The sequence below is a fragment of the Vannielia sp. genome (assembly GCF_029212645.1).
Classification (GTDB): domain Bacteria; phylum Pseudomonadota; class Alphaproteobacteria; order Rhodobacterales; family Rhodobacteraceae; genus Vannielia.
The window spans coordinates 31,526-48,729 of record NZ_JARGND010000014.1; the positions used below are offsets into that span (position 1 = coordinate 31,526).

18 protein-coding genes are annotated in these 17,204 nt (G+C 62.8%); 3 read left to right on the forward strand and 15 right to left on the reverse strand.

Annotation, left to right across the window (positions count from 1 at the left end):
* Nucleotides 1–38 precede the first annotated feature (38 nt).
* From rfbD to P1U55_RS06655, 4 genes are all read right to left on the reverse strand, one after another.
* Nucleotides 39–893 (reverse strand): dTDP-4-dehydrorhamnose reductase, encoded by an 855-nt coding sequence (gene rfbD / locus P1U55_RS06640; protein ID WP_301046750.1) that lies wholly within the window; start codon nucleotides 891–893, stop codon nucleotides 39–41.
* Entirely contained in the window at nucleotides 890–1,804 is a 915-nt protein-coding gene (locus P1U55_RS06645; RefSeq protein ID WP_301046751.1) for an NAD-dependent epimerase/dehydratase family protein, read from the reverse strand. The genes rfbD and P1U55_RS06645 overlap by 4 nt, the downstream gene beginning before the upstream one ends.
* A 381-nt stretch (nucleotides 1,805–2,185) precedes the next feature.
* Complete coding sequence (locus P1U55_RS06650; RefSeq protein ID WP_301046752.1) at nucleotides 2,186–2,842, reverse strand: sugar transferase; 657 nt, start codon at nucleotides 2,840–2,842, stop codon at nucleotides 2,186–2,188.
* A gap of 39 nt (nucleotides 2,843–2,881) precedes the next feature.
* Nucleotides 2,882–4,234, reverse strand: a complete 1,353-nt coding sequence (locus P1U55_RS06655) for a UDP-glucose/GDP-mannose dehydrogenase family protein (RefSeq protein WP_301046753.1) — start codon at nucleotides 4,232–4,234, stop codon at nucleotides 2,882–2,884.
* 173 nt (nucleotides 4,235–4,407) lie between these two features.
* Between P1U55_RS06655 and P1U55_RS06660 the strand changes: the two genes are divergently transcribed.
* The 3 genes from P1U55_RS06660 to P1U55_RS06670 all read left to right on the forward strand — a co-directional run bounded on the left by P1U55_RS06660 (nucleotide 4,408) and on the right by P1U55_RS06670 (nucleotide 5,757).
* Complete coding sequence (locus P1U55_RS06660; protein WP_301046754.1) at nucleotides 4,408–5,043, forward strand: CAP domain-containing protein; 636 nt, start codon at nucleotides 4,408–4,410, stop codon at nucleotides 5,041–5,043.
* Between the two features lie 133 nt (nucleotides 5,044–5,176).
* A complete protein-coding gene (locus P1U55_RS06665; RefSeq protein WP_301046755.1) occupies nucleotides 5,177–5,428 on the forward strand; it encodes a hypothetical protein in 252 nt (83 codons plus the stop codon).
* 104 nt (nucleotides 5,429–5,532) lie between these two features.
* Nucleotides 5,533–5,757 carry a hypothetical protein gene (locus tag P1U55_RS06670; RefSeq protein ID WP_301046756.1) on the forward strand — a complete coding sequence of 75 codons (225 nt, stop codon included), beginning with the start codon at nucleotides 5,533–5,535 and terminating at the stop codon, nucleotides 5,755–5,757.
* A 207-nt stretch (nucleotides 5,758–5,964) separates the two neighbouring features.
* On the opposite strand, the gene P1U55_RS06675 is transcribed toward P1U55_RS06670, so the two are convergent.
* From P1U55_RS06675 to P1U55_RS06725, 11 genes are all read right to left on the reverse strand, one after another.
* Nucleotides 5,965–6,990 carry an SDR family NAD(P)-dependent oxidoreductase gene (locus P1U55_RS06675; protein WP_301046757.1) on the reverse strand — a complete coding sequence of 342 codons (1,026 nt, stop codon included), beginning with the start codon at nucleotides 6,988–6,990 and terminating at the stop codon, nucleotides 5,965–5,967.
* An 18-nt stretch (nucleotides 6,991–7,008) separates the two neighbouring features.
* Nucleotides 7,009–7,725, reverse strand: a complete 717-nt coding sequence (locus P1U55_RS06680; protein ID WP_301046758.1) for a YjbF family lipoprotein — start codon at nucleotides 7,723–7,725, stop codon at nucleotides 7,009–7,011.
* On the reverse strand, nucleotides 7,725–9,806 hold the full coding sequence (locus P1U55_RS06685) for a YjbH domain-containing protein (protein ID WP_301046759.1): 2,082 nt from the start codon (nucleotides 9,804–9,806) through the stop codon (nucleotides 7,725–7,727). Before P1U55_RS06685 ends, P1U55_RS06680 begins: the two co-directional genes overlap by 1 nt.
* A gap of 165 nt (nucleotides 9,807–9,971) precedes the next feature.
* Nucleotides 9,972–11,456, reverse strand: a complete 1,485-nt coding sequence (locus tag P1U55_RS06690; RefSeq protein ID WP_301046760.1) for a glycosyltransferase family 39 protein — start codon at nucleotides 11,454–11,456, stop codon at nucleotides 9,972–9,974.
* Nucleotides 11,434–11,739 carry a lipid-A-disaccharide synthase N-terminal domain-containing protein gene (locus tag P1U55_RS06695; RefSeq protein ID WP_301046761.1) on the reverse strand — a complete coding sequence of 102 codons (306 nt, stop codon included), beginning with the start codon at nucleotides 11,737–11,739 and terminating at the stop codon, nucleotides 11,434–11,436. Before P1U55_RS06695 ends, P1U55_RS06690 begins: the two co-directional genes overlap by 23 nt.
* Complete coding sequence (locus P1U55_RS06700) at nucleotides 11,732–12,496, reverse strand: glycosyltransferase family 2 protein (protein ID WP_301046762.1); 765 nt, start codon at nucleotides 12,494–12,496, stop codon at nucleotides 11,732–11,734. The genes P1U55_RS06695 and P1U55_RS06700 overlap by 8 nt, the downstream gene beginning before the upstream one ends.
* Nucleotides 12,497–12,503: 7 nt before the next feature.
* Nucleotides 12,504–13,547, reverse strand: a complete 1,044-nt coding sequence (locus P1U55_RS06705; RefSeq protein WP_301046788.1) for a LacI family DNA-binding transcriptional regulator — start codon at nucleotides 13,545–13,547, stop codon at nucleotides 12,504–12,506.
* 278 nt (nucleotides 13,548–13,825) lie between these two features.
* Nucleotides 13,826–14,542 carry a phosphatase PAP2 family protein gene (locus P1U55_RS06710; RefSeq protein WP_301046763.1) on the reverse strand — a complete coding sequence of 239 codons (717 nt, stop codon included), beginning with the start codon at nucleotides 14,540–14,542 and terminating at the stop codon, nucleotides 13,826–13,828.
* A gap of 135 nt (nucleotides 14,543–14,677) precedes the next feature.
* Nucleotides 14,678–15,409 (reverse strand): proteasome-type protease, encoded by a 732-nt coding sequence (locus P1U55_RS06715; protein ID WP_301046764.1) that lies wholly within the window; start codon nucleotides 15,407–15,409, stop codon nucleotides 14,678–14,680.
* 18 nt (nucleotides 15,410–15,427) lie between these two features.
* Entirely contained in the window at nucleotides 15,428–16,225 is a 798-nt protein-coding gene (locus P1U55_RS06720; protein WP_301046765.1) for a transglutaminase family protein, read from the reverse strand.
* 36 nt (nucleotides 16,226–16,261) lie between these two features.
* Nucleotides 16,262–17,203 (reverse strand): alpha-E domain-containing protein, encoded by a 942-nt coding sequence (locus P1U55_RS06725; RefSeq protein WP_301046766.1) that lies wholly within the window; start codon nucleotides 17,201–17,203, stop codon nucleotides 16,262–16,264.
* Nucleotide 17,204 lies beyond the last annotated feature (1 nt).

A 17,204-nucleotide genomic window follows, 5' to 3' on the forward strand; every position in this document is an offset into this window, starting at 1 on the left:
AGGGCACTGTCACCTATGCCCATTGCGCTTTCGAGCTATCAAGACAACTCGCGCAACACGCGCGCCAGCCCTTCGCGCCAATCCGGTCGAGGCAGGCCAAAGGCGGCTTCGGTGGCGCTGCAATCGAGCCTTGAGTTGGCCGGTCGCGCCGCCGGGGTGGGGAAATCGGCGCTTGTGATCGGGGTCACCTCGCAGACCACATCCGCCTGCGCAAAGATCTCTCGCGCAAAAGCCGCCCAGCTTACATCGGGCGCCCCGCTGAAATGGTAGGTGCCTGCCTTATGCGGTGCCTCGCACAGCACCCGCGCCATACGGATTGCAGCGCTGGCAATATCACCCGCCCAGGTTGGCCCGCCGTGTTGATCGTCTACAATCGCCAGCCGCTCCCGCTCGGCACCAAGCCGCAGCATGGATTTCACGAAGTTTCCGCCATGCGCCGAAAACACCCAGGAGGTGCGCATCACCGCCGCCGCGCCGCCTGCCTGCGCAATCGCCACCTCTCCGGCCAGCTTTGAGCGCCCATAGGCGTTCACCGGTGACACCCTGTCGCCCGGGGACCATGCCGCCTCGCCCGTGCCATCAAACACGTAGTCGGTCGAAATATGCACAAACGGCACGCCCCTGGCCGCGCAAGCCTCTGCCATCGCGCCCGGCGCTTCGCCGTTGATCACCGTTGCCAGCGCCTCTTCGGCTTCGGCCTTGTCAACGGCGGTATAGGCGGCAGCGTTCAGCACCGCGTCGGCTGTGCTGGCGGCAATCACGGCGGCACAGGCCGCAGGATCACTCAGATCACAGTCGCCACGCCCAAGCGCCTGCACCTCAAGCCCAGCGCCCGCCCATGCCAGCACCTCGCGCGCCACCTGGCCGGTCTGGCCAAACATCAAGAGCTTCACGCCATGTCCTCAAACCAGCGAAATGTTCGCGCCACACCCTCTTTCACGTCAAACTGCGGCTCAAAGCCCAGCTCAGCCTGCGCCTTGGTGATATCGGCGCAGTTATGGCGCACCTCACCTGGTAGCGCCTCCGCATGTTCGATCCGGGGTGCATTTGAGGGGGCGAGATCGGCCAATATCCCGGCCAACTGCAACACCGAGGTCGCAACGCCTGTGCCAAGCTGGTAGCACCCCTCCGCCTCGCGCCGGATCACCGCCGAAATCGCCGCGCTTATATCGTCAACGTAAATATAGTCGCGGGTCTGCTCGCCATCGCCATTCACCGTCATCCGGTTGTCCGCCAGAAGCTGGCGGCAGAAAGAAGGGATAACCCCGCCCTGCCGCCGCGCGTTTGGCCCATAAACATTGGAAAACCGCAGCGCCACGCACTTCATCCCGAACGAGCCGCGATACGCCGAAAGCAGCCCCTCCACCGCCAGCTTCGACGCCCCGTAAGGCGAAAGCGGCGCGGGCGGGGTGGCCTCGCTGATGGGGCCGTCATGATCACCGGCAACAGCGGCGGTCGAGGCAAAGATCAGCCGTGTTGCCGGGGTGTTGGTGCGCAAATGCTCCAGCAGCGTTTCGGTTTTGCCGACATTCTCAAAGAAGGTGCCCGCCGGATCGGCAATGCTGTCCTGCACCGAGCATTGCGCGGCCAGATGCACCACCACATCGGCCTTTTCTGCCATCGCCAACCCCTCGCGGGAGGCAAAGCAGCCCTCGCTCACATGATCAAAGGGCGCGCGCTCGGCCGGGGTAGACTCCTCCAGCCAGTCAACGGCAGAAATCTCGCTCACACTGCCTTCGCTGCGCAGGTAGGAGGCAAGGTTTACACCAATAAACCCAAGGCCCCCTGTGACCAAAACCTTCATCGGCGCACCGCCCCAAGGCCACGCGCTTGCAACTCTACAGTTATCGCTGCCCTGTCCAAGGTCCGCATTCTGCCGGTGCCCTCGCTTGTTCCCGGTCGCGTGATCCCGGCGGTTAAACAGCAAAATCGGGCCAAAGGTAAAGCCCAATCCCCGTGCCCTGGCGGCACCCCGCCTGCCCCATTCCCGGTGGTCTGGATGAGCTGCGACCGTCCCTTACCTGTGCGCCACTTGCCCCCAAATGGATCGCAGGCTGGAACGGCCGTCTGCATCATCATCGAGGTCAGCTATGCCCTTCCGCTACGGCAGCGGCGTGGAAACACCGGGGCAATTGTACGGCATTTGCCACCAATCGCGCAAATGGGGGCAGATTGTTGCGCGAGCCTAAACCCGCTCCGCCTTCGCCCTCAGCCGCGCCACACGGGCACCGGGCAGCGGCATCAGCTTCGCGGCGGTGAGGTAGATCAGGTAAAGATCAAAGCAAAAGCTCTGGCGCGCGTTGTAAAGGATATCCAACTCCGCCTTGCGCGGAATGCAGCGGGCCACATAAACCGCATTGGTCTGCTCGGCGCTGTCGGTGTCACGCAGCAGCATCTCTTCGTGGCTGTGGTAAATGATCGTGGCCAGCCCGGTGATTCCCGGCTTTGATTTCAGCACTTCGCCATAAATCTCGGGAAACATCTCAACATATTCTCGCATCGGCGGGCGCGGGCCAACAAAGCTCATATCGCCCTTCAGCACATTGAAAAGCTGGGGCAATTCATCCAGCCGCAACCGGCGCAGCTTGCGGCCCAGCGGGGTGATCCGCTCGGCCTTGTCGCCCCCCGAAACACCGCTCTCGGCCTCTTTTGACCCCTTTCGCATGGTGCGGAACTTGTAAAGCCTGAAGGGCTGACCGGGCGCTTTCATCCGCTCCGAGGTGTAAAGCGCCGGACGCCCGTCTTTCCACGCGATCGCGCACCACAACACGGCCAGCATCGGCAGGCCGGGGAGCAGCAGCACGAGCGCGAAGCTCACGTCAAAAATCCGCTTCGCCGTCACGCCCAGCCATCGCCTCCCTAGTCCTGCGCCCTTGCGGCCTTAGCCTGCAACCGCTGCCGGGTCGTCGCCCTTGTCCACCGTCATATCCGGGCGGCCAACGCAGCTATAGGCCTCAAAGCCCGCGGCTTCGGCATCTGCCGCCGAATATATGTTGCGCAGATCGGCCATGCGCGCGCTTGCCATGCTCTGCGCCATACGGCTCAGATCGAGCGCCCGAAATTCGTTCCACTCGGTGATCAGCACCAATGCATTTGCCCCCTCGGCGGCGGCGTAAGGGTCTTCCACCCAGTCCACGCCGGGCAGCAGCTTTTCGCCCTCATGGCGGCCCTGCGGATCAACCACCCGCACCTTGGCCCCACCGCCCACCAGCGCCGGCACAATGGTGAGCGACGGCGCATCGCGCATGTCATCGGTGTTGGGTTTGAAGGTGACACCCAGCACGGCAATCGTCTTGCCGTTGAAACTGCCTTCGCACAGGTCCCGCAGCTTCTCGATCATCCGCCGCTTCACCTCTTCGTTCACCATGATCACGGCTTCGGTGATCTCCTGAGGCACCGCGTGCTCCTGGCCAATCCGGGCCAGCGCCTTGGTATCCTTCGGGAAACACGAGCCACCATACCCCGGCCCCGCATGGAGAAACTTGTTACCGATCCGCCCATCCAGGCCCATCCCCTTGGAGACAGATTTGATATCAGCCCCCACCCGCTCGCAAAGCGCGGCAATCTCGTTGATGAAGGTGATCTTCGTCGCAAGGAAAGCGTTGGCGGCGTATTTGATCATCTCCGCGCTTTCCAGATCGGTGTAAACAACCGGGAAATCGCGCAGGAACAGCGGGCGGTAAATATCGCCCATTACCTCCTGGGCGCGCTCGGTCTCCACACCCACAACCACCCGGTCGGGGCGCATGAAGTCATCAATCGCGGCGCCTTCGCGCAGGAACTCGGGGTTGGACGCCACATCAAACTCATCCGTCGTGCGGGTTTTGTTGATGATCTCAAAGACCTTGCGGTTGGTGCCCACCGGCACCGTCGATTTGGTCACGATGACCGTGAAGCCCTTGATCGCAGCGGCAATTTCCTCGGCGGCGGCGTACACATAGCTTAGGTCCGCATGGCCATCACCGCGCCGCGTGGGCGTGCCCACCGCGATGAATACCGCATCCGCATCCGCCACAGCCTCGGTCAGATCACCGGTGAAAGCCAGGCGGCCGGCGGCCACGTTCTTCTCCATCAGCACATCGAGGCCCGGCTCATAAATCGGCACCTCGCCGCGGTTGAGCTGGGCAACCTTCTCGGGGTTCTTGTCCACGCACACCACAGTGTGGCCGAAGTCCGAGAAGCAAACACCCGAAACCAGCCCCACATACCCGGTGCCGATCATCGCAATCTTCATTCGTTTACCCTCGCAAATACCGGTTTGCCCTGTCCGACCTTCAATGCGCTTTTGCGGCGCAGAAAGTCAACTTGTGCAGCAGTGTTTCCCCAGATGCGCCTTATTTCGGCCCCACCCATGCGGCCTATATGACAACAGCTTTCGGGTGGGGATCCGAAGCACTGAGGTAACCGATGCATAAGGCACTGCCCTTGGCCGCTGCGGCCATCGCCATTCTCATCGTTCTGTCTCCCGCTGCCGCTTCGGCCTGCACCCGCGCTCCTGTTGCCGGTGCCCAGGCCACGCTTCAGCCCGGACAGATCAACCAGACCCTGCTTGACGCATCCATTGCGTCGGAGGTCAATTTCCAACGGTGCCGCTTGGGCCTTCGCCCGCTTGGCAAGGCGCCCGCCCTGCAACGCACCGCCAGTGAGCACGCCAGTTGGATGGCCCGTAAGGCCAAACTGAGCCACAAAAGCACGCGTCCGGGCCGGGCCACCGTCAAGGCGCGCATCCTGTCTTCGGGGCTTAAAGTCCGCCGTGGCTCGGAAAACATCGCCAAGGTCGCGCTCTACAAGGTTGAAGAGGCAGGTGGCTACCGGATCGTCAACGCTTCCGCCTGCCAGTTCGCCAGCCGTTCCGGTGCTCCGATCCCGCGCCACACCTATGGCTCGCTTTCGCGCTATGTGGTCGGCCTTTGGATGAAAAGCCCACATCACCGGGTCAATATCGTTGACCGCAAAGTCTCAATCGCGGGCACCGCCGCTGCCATTGATCCGCGTGGCAGAAACTGTGGGTCGATCTATCTTGCGCAAAATTTCGCCGGTTGAGGGCGAAATAGCTGCAAAAAAGTCACCCAAAACCCCTTGGTACCGGGTTCTTCTTGATTTTTGACCCCCCTGTGTCACTTAGGAATCAAAGGCCGGGATAACCTCGGTTTTGTGATTCTGATGTGGAGACAACATGATCAAGCTCGCAACCGCCGCCACGCTGGCACTTGCCATGAGCACCTCGGCTTTTGCTGGTGGTTATCAGGAACCTGTGCTTGAAGGCGAAGTCTTCGTTGATGAAGGCGGTTCTTCGTCTGCATCCATGGGCTCGCTCGGCAACGGTGCCGTCATCGGCGGCGTGCTCGCCCTGGCTCTGATCGTTGCGCTCGCTTCGGATGATGACAGCGACGACGATCGCGGCCCAGTCGGCGCCGTTCGCCAGTAAATCCACCACCGGTTGAAGCCCGTAACTGAGTTTCAATCCTTTTGAATTGAAATGCCCCGTGCAAATGTGCTCTAAACGGGACAGATAACATGAGGTACAGACTAATGAAAAAGCTTCTCGTAACCACCGCCGTCACCGTCGCCATGGCCTCTTCGGCCTTCGCTGGTGGCTATCAGGAACCCGTGCTTGAAGGCGAAGTCTTCGTTGATGAAGGTGATTCTTCGTCCGCTTCCATGGGTTCGCTCGGCAACGGTGCCGTCATCGGCGGCGTGCTTGCTCTGGCTCTGATCGCTGCTCTGGCTTCCGACGACGACAGCGACGACGACTGATATCCCGTCCGGGATTTCAGCCCAAACTTATAGAAAGCGCCGTGCAGAAATGCGCGGCGCTTTTCTTTTGGGCATAAGCTCGGCGACGGTGCCGTGATCGCCAGCCTCGTCGCGCTCGCGGCCCGCACCTCGGGTGACGACGGCGAAATCGGCACCGAAGTTCCTCACTGCCCGCAGGCCTTGCCGCCTGCCCAACGCGGCCCGTCCTCAGTTGGTTGGGGCGTAGTCCGCATCATACCATGAAACAAAGGCCTTCACGCCCTCATCCAGCGAGGTTTGCGGCAGTTGTCCAACCAGCGCATTGAGCAGCCCGGTGTCTGCCCAGGTGGCCGGAACATCGCCGGGCTGCATCTCCATCAGGTTCTTCTCAGCCGTCTCGCCAAGGGCACGCTCGATAGAGGCAATGAACTCGCCCAGCTCAACCGGCGCAGCGTTGCCAATGTTCACCACACGCCAGGGCGCGACGGGTGAAACACTGTCATGCGCAATCTCGGCGCGGCCCTCTCCGGGGGCTTGCGGCGCGGCCTCGATCAGGCGGCGAATCCCCTCCACCAGATCGGTGATATAGGTGAAATCGCGGCGCATCTTGCCGTGGTTATACACATCAATCGGCTGACCTCCGCGAATCGCCTTCACGAACTTGAACAGCGCCATATCAGGCCGCCCCCACGGACCATAAACCGTGAAGAACCGGAACATGGTGATCGGCAGCCCATACAAATGCGCGTAGCTGTGCGCCATCGCCTCATTGGCCTTCTTGGTGGCGGCGTAAAAGCTCATCTGGTGATCGGCGCGATCGGTTTCAGCGTAGGGCATCTCGGTGTTGGCGCCATAAGCCGATGAGGTTGAGGCCATCAGCATATGTTGGGGCGGGTGGGCGCGCGCGGCTTCGAGCAGGCGGAAGGTGCCAATCAGGTTGGCCTCCACATAGCTCTCCGGCGCTTCGATCGAGTAGCGCACCCCGGCCTGCGCGGCGAGGTGAATCACCACCTCTGGCGTGTGCTCGGCCATCAGCGCTTCCAGCCGCCCCGGCTCTTCCAGCCGCGCCTCAACGGCGGTGAACCCTTCAGATTGCATAAGCCGCTGGTGCCGCCGTTGCTTGAGGGTGACATCGTAGTAATCGGTCATCGCATCCAGCCCGATCACCTTGAAGCCATCGTCAAGCAGGCGGCGCGCGGTGTGGTAGCCAATAAACCCGGCGGTGCCGGTCACGAGGGCGGTGCGTTGAGCCATTATTGTGATCCGTCTTTGTCAGGGGCGCAGCAGCGATACCGCGATATAGCCGTTGTCATTGCCCAGCCACTGGCGCGATTGCCAAATCGTGCCGCCGCCGCTCACCCAGTAGATATTGGTGAATGTGGTGCCGCCACTGGTACTGCGGCAGATTTCGATCATCCGTTGCGTCTGCACATTGCCGCGTGTGGCGGTGGGGATGGTCTCGGCCTGATCGCGGCTGACACGGCAGGCAAAACTCAGCCCAACCTCCTGCCAATCGCCCGTCAAAAAGCGCATCACCCGCTGGCCTTGCCCGGCGCTGCGGGCGCGCACCAGCCGGGCGGTTTCATCCACGCTGGAGGACATCAGATCACCCCCCAACCCCCGGCTGGAGGTGATGATCCCGCCGCGCAGCGTGAGCGTTTGCCGCTCTGTGGTGGTGTAGGTCATGTAGCCTGCGCGGTTTTCCTGCTCACCGAGCACTGCCACCTGCTTGCCGTCGTTCAGCAGCGCCAGCAGCGCCGATCCCTTCACCCGCTTCAGCGCCAGCGGCACCAGTTGCGCTACTTGTGCGTCTGTCTGGGCACCGCCCTTGTTGTCCCCCTTCGAAACGGTCTTGCGCAGCACCTGCGTGATGTCTTTCAGCAGCGTATTGCCCGCGCCCCGGTTCGGGTCATTGCCGCAGCCCGCAAGGGCGAGGGTCAACGCAAGGGGCAGGGCCAGAAACGCGCGGGTCAGGGTCATCTGTTTCATCATCTCCAGAACCGGCCCCAGCTGGCCTCAAGATCGGGCTCATGGGCCTCACGCACGGTTTCATAAAGCCGCCCGTTCACCGATAGCTTCGCGCCACCATCGCGGCTGAGCGAGCGCAGCACAGTGCTGGACGCCGCGCGCGTCGGCTTGCCGTTGAAATAGCTCAGCGGAACGGTAATGCGGATGCCCTTGTCATAAGAGCCTTCGCCAAATTCCTCTGCGGTCACGTCGGTCTTGGTCACATAGGCCCCAATCCGCCAGCCGTTGGCAAACTCGCGGTCAATCGCCAGGGTCGCCCCCCAGTCACCGGCCAGGTAGCGGCCCACATCAAGCGTACCGTGAAAGCCGTTGCCAAAGGCATAGTAGGCCGAGGCATGGCCGGTCACGACCTCATAATCGAGAAACGAGAATTGCTGATCGTAATCGCGCTGCTTCACCCAGTTCACCTCGGCGCCAAAGGCAAGGCGGCTATCAACCGGTTTCCACAAAACCTCACCAGACACACCGGCAAACATCGGCTCAAGCAGGCCCGCGGTAAGGCGGCTGTAAAGGTCGGGTCCGGGGCGGCCATAGTGGGCAAGCGTCAGGTGGGAAATCGCGGTTTCACCTTCGGCCGCGTATAGCGCCGCATCAGAGCGCACATGCTGCAATACCGAGTTTGAGGTCTGGTCACTATCTTCAATGTTGCCCGCCAGCTTTTGCACAATCGCCCCCGAAAGCACGAGGCCGGGGCTAATGTCATACTGCGCGGCAAATTGCACCCCAAGCTGCCCGCGCACCGGCTCATCGGGATCAAACGCCGAGAAGGTCACACTTGGGCTGACCGACCATGTAAACCGCGGGTATTGGCCATCCGCAGCCACCAGATTTGCGGGCGCGGGGCCTGCGGCATCTTCAACTCTGGCACGCGCCAGGATCGCGGAGGAGGGCGCTTGCTCCAGCGCCTCCAGATCGCTGCGCTTCAGCGTTACCTTCGATCTCGGTACACCGTTGGAAACCGGCACCAGCACAAAGGTTTCAACCGAGGCGGGCAAGGCGCGGGTCATGATCCGCGCGGTGCGGCCAATCGCCTGCGGCTCGGCCCCGTAGCGGTTGTTGCGGTAGCGCACTTCGGCACGGGTGCCGCTCACGGCGAGCGATTCCAGCGTTACGCCTTCCTTGGCCATCGCCTTTGAAAGCACCCGCCGGATTGCCGGGGCCGAGGTGCTGTCAGCCGCCCAATCCTGGCTCCATGCGTCCGGGTCAGAGCGCCGCGCCGGGCGTCCGCCCACAGGCAAGGGCGCGTTCTCGTTTGCGGCCCCTGCGGCGGGTTTGCGCGGGTTGGCCGAAAAGCTGAGCTGCACCGCCATCTCCGAGCCGCGCAAGTAGGCCGCCTGCACATGCACATTGTCACGGACGCGATAATCCACGCCAAAGTTCCACGCGCTTTCAGGCTCGATGAAGGTATTGCCAGCCTCGTCATCATATCCTGCGGTCGAGTATTCGGCCTTCAGGGTCAGCCGGTCACTGGCCTGCCACGAGATGCCGCCAAACACCGCCGCATCCCCCTTGAACCAGCTTCCCGCATTCAAATCGCCGCCCTCTTCGCCCGGCACATAGGCGTCGCGCACCGCGTCCGAAAAGCCAAGCCCGCCGTATTTGGCCAAGCCCCCCCAGCCAAGGCCCGCCGAAACGCGCAGGTTGGGCAGCACCGATTTGGTGGCCACGATATACTCACCGCTGTAAATCCCGGTGCCCAGAAAGTCTTGCAGGCCAACCGCGACGGCAGGGCGATATTGCCCCTCATCCAGCAGTTGGAATTTCAGATCAAAGCTGCGGTCAAACAGATCGTCGCCATCGGCGTAGTAGCCCGTAAAGCGCGAGTAGCGGAAGCTCCCGGTCACGCGCGGCGCGATCTGAAAAGTCAGCGTGTTGCGCATCTGATCACCAATGCGGGTGACGCTGGCGGTGATTTGCGCATCTTCCTGCATCTCGGCGCTCGGCATCTGCAACAGGCCCGGCGTGCCAAACAGGTTCAGGCTTTCCGTTATCAACGGTTCAGGCGAAGCCGGGCTCGCCAGCCCCAAGACCAGCGCCGCCATGCTCCCTGAGCTGCTCCACCGCAGAATTTGTGCCAAAACCTGCCCCTTTTGCCCGCGTTTCATCCCGTGGGTCACTATAGCCACGCGGCGCGGCGCACAAAGACAAAGGCCACGCGTCGTGCAAAATGTCGCTTAATGTCGCTCACCTGCATCGCCATCGGTGGGTTAATCGGCCCAGCAATCCCCCGGCACCAGCCACACGGCTTGCGGCCGCTTGCGATAGGCCCCCTGCGTGGGCTGCAAGGTGCCAATCTCCCTGGCCCCTTCGCAGGCGGGCGGCCCTGCCTGCGCGGTGACAAAAAGCACCTCGCCCGCGCCGCCGGGATAGCTCATATGCTGCACATAATGGTTGGGCGGGCGGCCCGGTTGCGGTTTGGCAAACACCGCCACACCCTCGGGCGCCGGGCTGCTCACCCCTTGCCCCTGCACGCGGTAAACAAGGTCGGCCAGCACGTCGCGGTCATCGGCAACCACCGTGCTCACCCCCGCCATTTTGGCCAGCTCAAACACCTGCGTGCTCATCGCCTCGCGGCCCACATAGCGGCCCAGCAACAGCGTTTTGCCATCAAGGCTCAGGTGGCTGGCCTGCGTGGTGGCCAGCGGCAAAATCACCGCGAAAGCCGCGCCAATCGCAAGGCTCGCGCCTATCCACAGCCGCCCCGCGCGCAGCAGCGCAGGCGCGGCCACAAGGCTTGCGGCCAGATAGGCGGCAGCGGCCCAGTTGGCATAGGCTTTTGAAAGCAGCGCCTGCCCGCAGACCAGCAGCACAATCGGCACGGCAAACCACAGCAATAGCCTGGTCGCCTCTTCCTGCCGCTTCCACCGCGCCACCGCCCAGATCAGCGCGCCAAGGCACAGCGGGCCAAACACGATGAACTGGCTGCCAAAGAACTCCCCCAGCGATCCCCAGTTGAGCGCCGCTTTTGCGCCGGGGTCGCGCACCCAATCGGCGTTGTCCATGGTGTGCTCAAAGGTCGAAAGCCCGTTCTGAATGTTCCACAGGATGTTGGGCGAGATCACCACGATTGCCGCCACCAGCGCCATCACCGCATGGCGCGGCGCGGGCCGGGCAGCGGGCATCGCAAGCGCGGCCAATGCGGCGCAGAGCACGTAATACACCCCGGCATATTTCGCCATCACCGCCGCGCCCAGCGCCACACCCGCCAGCACCGCCGCGCCGCCGCTCTTTTCGTGCAGCACCCGCACCCAGGCCCAAAGCGCCACCGCGAGGAAGGGGAACATGATCGTATCGGTCGAGATCAAAAAGCTGCCGACGCTCACCAACGGCAGGGTGATGTAGGTTGCCGCCACCGCCAGCGCCTCTCGCCGCCCCCAAAGCTCTGCCGCCAGCCCGCCAAGGATCAGCGCGGTTGCGCCATGAAACACCGCCGCCGGGGCGCGCAGCCAAAAGGCGCTGTCGCTGCCCGCAAGCTCTGTCACGGCCCTCAGCACCCAGCCAATCAGCGGCGGCTTGGAGTAGTAGCCAAACTCGATCGACTGGCCCCAAAGCCAGTATTGCGCCTCGTCAACAAACACCTCCGCCTCGGCGAAGGGCAGCAGCGCGAGGCGAAACAGCACCACCGCACCCACCAGCGCCACCGCCGGGCCAAACCATCCGCGCCGCGCCTCAGGCATCGCGCTTCTCGGCATAAATCAGGTAAAGATTGCGCAGGTAAATGAAGAGCCCCATCGACTGGCCAAGCACAAATACCGGGTCTTGCCGATAAAGCGCATAAGCCAGCAGCACCGCCCCGCCGCCGATGGAAAACCACCAGAAGGCCAGCGGCACCACCGAGCGGCGCGCCCGCTCACTGGCGATCCACTGCACCAGAAACCGGCCCGTGAACAAAAGCTGCCCGCCAAGCCCGATCAGCACCCACCAGAACTCGACCCAAGTGTCGACGTGCAGCATCCCGAACAGCCACTCAGCCATCCTCACCGCCCCCGGGTTTCACCTCTTCGGGGGCTTGCGTCTTGCGGCGGCGGATCAACCACGCCACGCCCAGCAAATCCGACACGCCCACAATCGCGCGGCCAAAGTTGGTGTATTTCGATTGCCCCGCCGCGCGTTCGGCGTGGGTCACATCCACCAGCGCAATCTCCCAGCCGTCACGCTTGAACAGCGCGGGCAGATAGCGGTGCATATGGTTGAAAAACGGCAAGCCCAGAAAGGCATCGCGGCGAAAGCCCTTCAAGCCGCAGCCGGTATCGCGCGTGCCGTCCTTCAGGATCCTGGCCCGCAGGCCATTGGCCAGCTTCGAGGCCCAGCGCTTGCTCGCGGTATCCTGCCGCGCCACTCGCTGCCCGGCCACCAGCGCCAGCTTACCGATGTCATCGGCGAGCAGCGGCTTGAACAGTTTTGGCAGTTGGTCCGGCGGGTTTTGCCCGTCACCGTCCAGCGTGCAAATGATCTCGCCCCTGGCCGCCCTCACGCCCGAATGCACCGCCGCGCTTTGGCCCGCCGGGGCCGCGTGGCGCAGCACCCGCACCCTCGGGTCCGCCCTGGCCAAGCCCTCAAGCACCGCTCCGGTGCCATCGGTCGAGCCATCGTTCACCGCGACCACCTCGAACGCCACGCCTTCGCCCTCGCAGGCGGCGCAAATGCCCTTGATCAGCGGAGACGCGTTTTCGGCCTCGTTCATCATCGGGATCACGACGGATATCCGGGGAAGGCTCCCGCCCGCGCTCATGGCGGCGTCAGCTCCGCACCAGCGTGTCGCCCAGCGCCAGCACCGGCTCCAGCACGATCGTGGTGCCACCGCCCTCGCCCGCCGCATCGCCACTTTCGTTGCGCTCTTGCACGATCCGGGCCGCAGCTTCGCCGATCTCGCGGCGGCAGGCGTCCATGGTGGCGAGCTTTTGCGGGAAGGCATCCAGCATCTCAACCCCGTTAAAGCCCGCCAACCCCACTTCGCCCGGCACGTCAATTCCGGCGGTGAGGCAATGCAGCATCCCGCCCGCGCCGATCATGTCATTGGAATAATAGATGAAATCCAGCTCCGGCGTGCGCTTCAGCATGGTTTCGGTCATCTGGCGGCCCTTGGCGAGGCCCGAGCCACCAGCGTAAAATTTCTTGTCGATGATCTCCAGCCCAGCCTTCGCCAACCCGCCGGTGAAGCCCTCAAACCGCTTCCTTGCGCGGTGGTCGAGCGGCATCTTGGTGCCTGCAAACCCTATGTTCTTGTAGCCCGCCCCGGCAATCGCCTCGGCCATCATGCGGCCCGCGCGGCGGTGCGAAATGCCCACCATGCTGTCAATCGGCTCACCGTCCACATCCATGATCTCAACCACCGGGCAATCGGCGTTGCCCAGCATGGCGCGCGCCGCCTCGGTATGCTCCAGCCCGGCAATGATCACCCCCGAGGGCCGCCAGGACAGCATCTCATACAGCACCTTCTCGGCCCGTTCCGGCTTGTAGTTGGTGACACCCACCACCGGCTGAAGCTCGGTATCCGCCAGCACATTGCCGATCCCTGTCATCACCTCGGGGAACACCATGTTGGAAAGCGACGGGATGATCACCGCCACAAGGTTCACCCGGCTTGAGGCCAGCGCCCCGGCGATCTTGTTGGGCACGTAACCCAGCCGCTTGGCGGCGGCGAGCACCTTTTCGCGGGTGGCCTGGCTCACATCGCCCCGGTTGCGCAACACACGGCTCACCGTCATCTCGCTCACACCGCTGGCTTCAGACACATCGCGCAGGGTGAGCGGGCGGCGGGGGGGCTTGGTGGGTTTGGGCATGTCGGTTGGCACGTTGGGCACCTTTCTCGGAGCTGTTACGCCTTGATTATCCCCATTTGCGCCCGCTGTCCAAGCGGTAGCCGTCCGCCCCGGCCAATGCCGCCCATCATGGTGGCGGTTTCAGGGCCAAACCCTGCTTCCGCAGACCTCATCCACGGGGGAAAACACGCATAAACGCGGTTCAGGCAGATCAGCAACGCCACACCTATTGCAGCGGGGTCGCGGCGGTAAATCTGGTTCGCAAGGCAAGCCCGGCGCCTCTTGGGCGCGCTCCGGCCTCACCCAATGCCGCCCTCCGGCTCAATCGTGCCGCGCTTGGCCAAAGCGCGGGCCAGCAGCCACACGCCCAGCGCCCAGGCCGCGCCCAGCATCCAGCCGGCCAACACGTCAGAGGGCCAATGCACGCCCAGATACACCCGGCTAAGCCCCACCATCACCGTCACCACAATTGCCGCCGCAAAGTAAAACACCTTCAGCCGCATTCGCTTTTCCACCCGCGCGATCATCACCGCAATTGTCAGGTAGGTGACCGCCGCCATCATCGAATGCCCCGAGGGGAAGGAGGCCGTTGCCGCATCCACCGCATGTGGCACCAGGTCGGGCCTTGGCCGCGAGAACCCCGTTTTCGCAAGGTTCGAAATCAGCAAGCCACCCATCACCGCAACCCCCATGAACAGGGCCGAACTGCGCTGGCGATGCAGCAGCAACAGCATCAGCACCGTCAGGGTGATCAGCGTCAGCACACTCACCCCGCCCAGCGCCGTAAGATCGCGCATCGCGATCTCCACATGCTCGCCGCCTATCGGGTTTGAAACGTCACCGGGGGTGCGCAGCGCCAGCAGCACCCGCTCGTCAAACCCGCCCAGATCACCCTCCAGCATCTCATCGGCCAGCGCCACAAAGCTCCAGAGCGCCCCGGCCACCACAAAGATCGCCACCAACGTCACAACCTCGAAGCGCTTGAGAAAGCTGAGAAGAATGGCAGGAATTTTCATGGCTCGGCCCTGTAAAATTGCAATGTCACCGAAAGATCGCGGCATCAGGCGCAGAAAGCAACCGATGCGCCAGCGGGCCATCATGCAAGGACGGGGGAACCGCACATTCCCCCGGCGATCCCGTTGGGGGCGGCGTTAAAGCTCGATATCCGGCAGGCTATCGAGGGCCTGCCCAAGCGCCTCGCCCCACCCATCCGAGATGCGGCGAAAATCGGCATCGTCCACTTCAATCCGCTTGCTCAACCCGCTCTTCAGCGAGTTAGCTTCGTAAAGCTGCACATCCAGCGGCATCCCCACGGTGAGGTTCGCCTTGATGGTTGAATCAAAGCTCACCATCAGCAGCTTGATCGCCTCGGCAAAGGTCATCTCCGGGCGATAGGCCCTTACCAGAATGGGCCGGCCATATTTGGTTTCCCCGATCTGAAAGAACGGCGTGTCGTCGCCCGCCTCAATGAAGTTCCCCTCGGGATAAATCATGAAAAGCCGCGGATCGCTGCCCGCGATCTGGCCGCCCAGGATCAGCGTGGCGTTGAATTTGCTGTCAGCCCGCATTCCCACGTCGGCTTGAAGGGCAATCACATCGCGCAGACATGCCGCAATGAGCCGCGCCACCTGAAACATGCTTGGCGCTTCCAGCACCGAAGGAGAGCGCTCGCTGGGGGCCTTGGTGCGCTCTTCCAGCAGGCTCACCACCGCTTGCGTTGTAGCAAGGTTGCCCGCCGACATCAGGGTAATCACCCGATCTCCGGGCACGTCCCACGTGTGGCTTTTCTTGAAAATGCTGATGTTATCAACGCCCGCATTGGTGCGGGTGTCCGACATGAAGACAAGCCCGCAATCGAGCTTCATTCCCACGCAATATGTCATTTTTGTCCTGCCCGGCTCTTACTGCTGCGAAATGTCCAGTTCAACGGTGAGCACCTCGCCCTCGCCGCCAATTCTGGTGCCAGTTACCGGAGCAGCATCCCCATAGTCCAGCCCTGTTGCAACGCGAACATAGCGCGTATCGGGGGAAACCTTGTTGCTCACGTCAAAGCCCACCCAGCCCAGGCCATCCACATGTGCCTCGGCCCAGCCGTGCATGGCGTCCTGATCGGTGCGGTCATCCAGCTTGAGATAGCCCGAAACATAACGCGCCGGATGCTTCAAATGGCGCGCGGCGGCGATGAACACATGCGCCTGATCCTGGCACACGCCGCACCCCTCTTCGAGCGCCCGCTCGGCGGTCCAGTCCGGTTCCGAGGTGTTGATCTGGTATTTCACCGCCTCATGCACCGCGCCAAGCAACGCGTGAAGCTGATCCAGCCCCTCCTTGCCAGCCACCCCGCGGGCAAGATCACGCACCTTTGGCCCCACGCGCGTAAGCGGGGTAGACCGCTCAAACAGCCACACCGGCGCCGGGCCTTCATGCGGGCCAGTCACCCCCGACGCATCCTGCATCTCCACCTCGCCCTCGCTTGAAAGGATAAGCTCGGTCGCGCCGGGGGCGATGCTGATCAGTTCCACCACATTGCGGTGGTGATCCTCGTATTGCAGCTCTTTCTCGCCGCCAGCCACCTTGGTTTTCCAGTTCAGCACGGTCTGCGCCCTGTGGCTCTTGGGCGTTTTGCGCAGCTGTTCCAGCCCGTAAACAACAGGCTCGGTGAAGCTGTACTTCGTGACGTGGCGAATTTTGAGGCGCATTCTGTCTCGTTTGCGGCTGGATCTGTCGGAACGGCTTTACTGGTAGAAGCGAAAATCAATCTCGATCTGTCGGCTCAGCTCCCCGAGCGAGATCAGGATGTCCTGAATATACTCGTGCAGACCATAGTCGAAAACATTGTCGATGTCATTCTCTCGCAGCCTGCGGCACAGCGCTTCGGCCTTGTCGCGGGCCAAACAGCCGCTGCCGTAGTCATGGGCAATGAAGTTGAGGTTCTCCATCAGCCGGTTGGCGCAAAAGTAAAGACTGCGGGGCATCCGCCCGTCACGCACCAGAAAGCTGGCAATGTCGCGCGGGTTGGTGTCATGGCCATAAACCGCGCGGTAGCCGCTGTCGGCGGAGACAGAGCGCAGGATGGTTTCCCACTGCACATTGTCGAGGCTGGAGCCCACCGCAAAGGAAGAGGGCAGCAGCACATAGTATTTCACATCCAGAATGCGGGCGGTGTTGTCGGCCCGTTCCAGAAAGGTGCCGATGCGGCAAAAATCGTAGATGTCATTGCGCAGCATGGTGCCATGGGTCGCGCCGCGCACAAGGCCGGTGCGCTGGCGGATCACTTCAAGCACGCTGGGCAGATCGCGCTCGTTCACCTTGCGGCGCAGCAGCTCCTTCATCTCCATCCAGCAGCCGTTCATCGCCTCCCACACTTCATGGGTCAGCCCGGTGCGCACAAGGCGGGCATTGTTGCGTGCACTCTCCAGCGAGCGCAGCACCGACGAGGGGTTATCCTTGTCGCGCAACATCCAGTCGATCACCGCATCCTTGGACAGCTCGTCGTATTTCTCGAAATACCCCAGATCGACCGAGGCCGTCTGCATGATCGAGGCCCACTCATCGGCATCATCCGCCGAGCGGGTGAGGGCAATGCGCTGGCCCGTGTCGATCACCCGGGTAATGTTTTCGGCCCGCTCAAGCGAGCGGAACATCCAAAACAGCCCCCCTGCGGTTTTCCCAAGCATG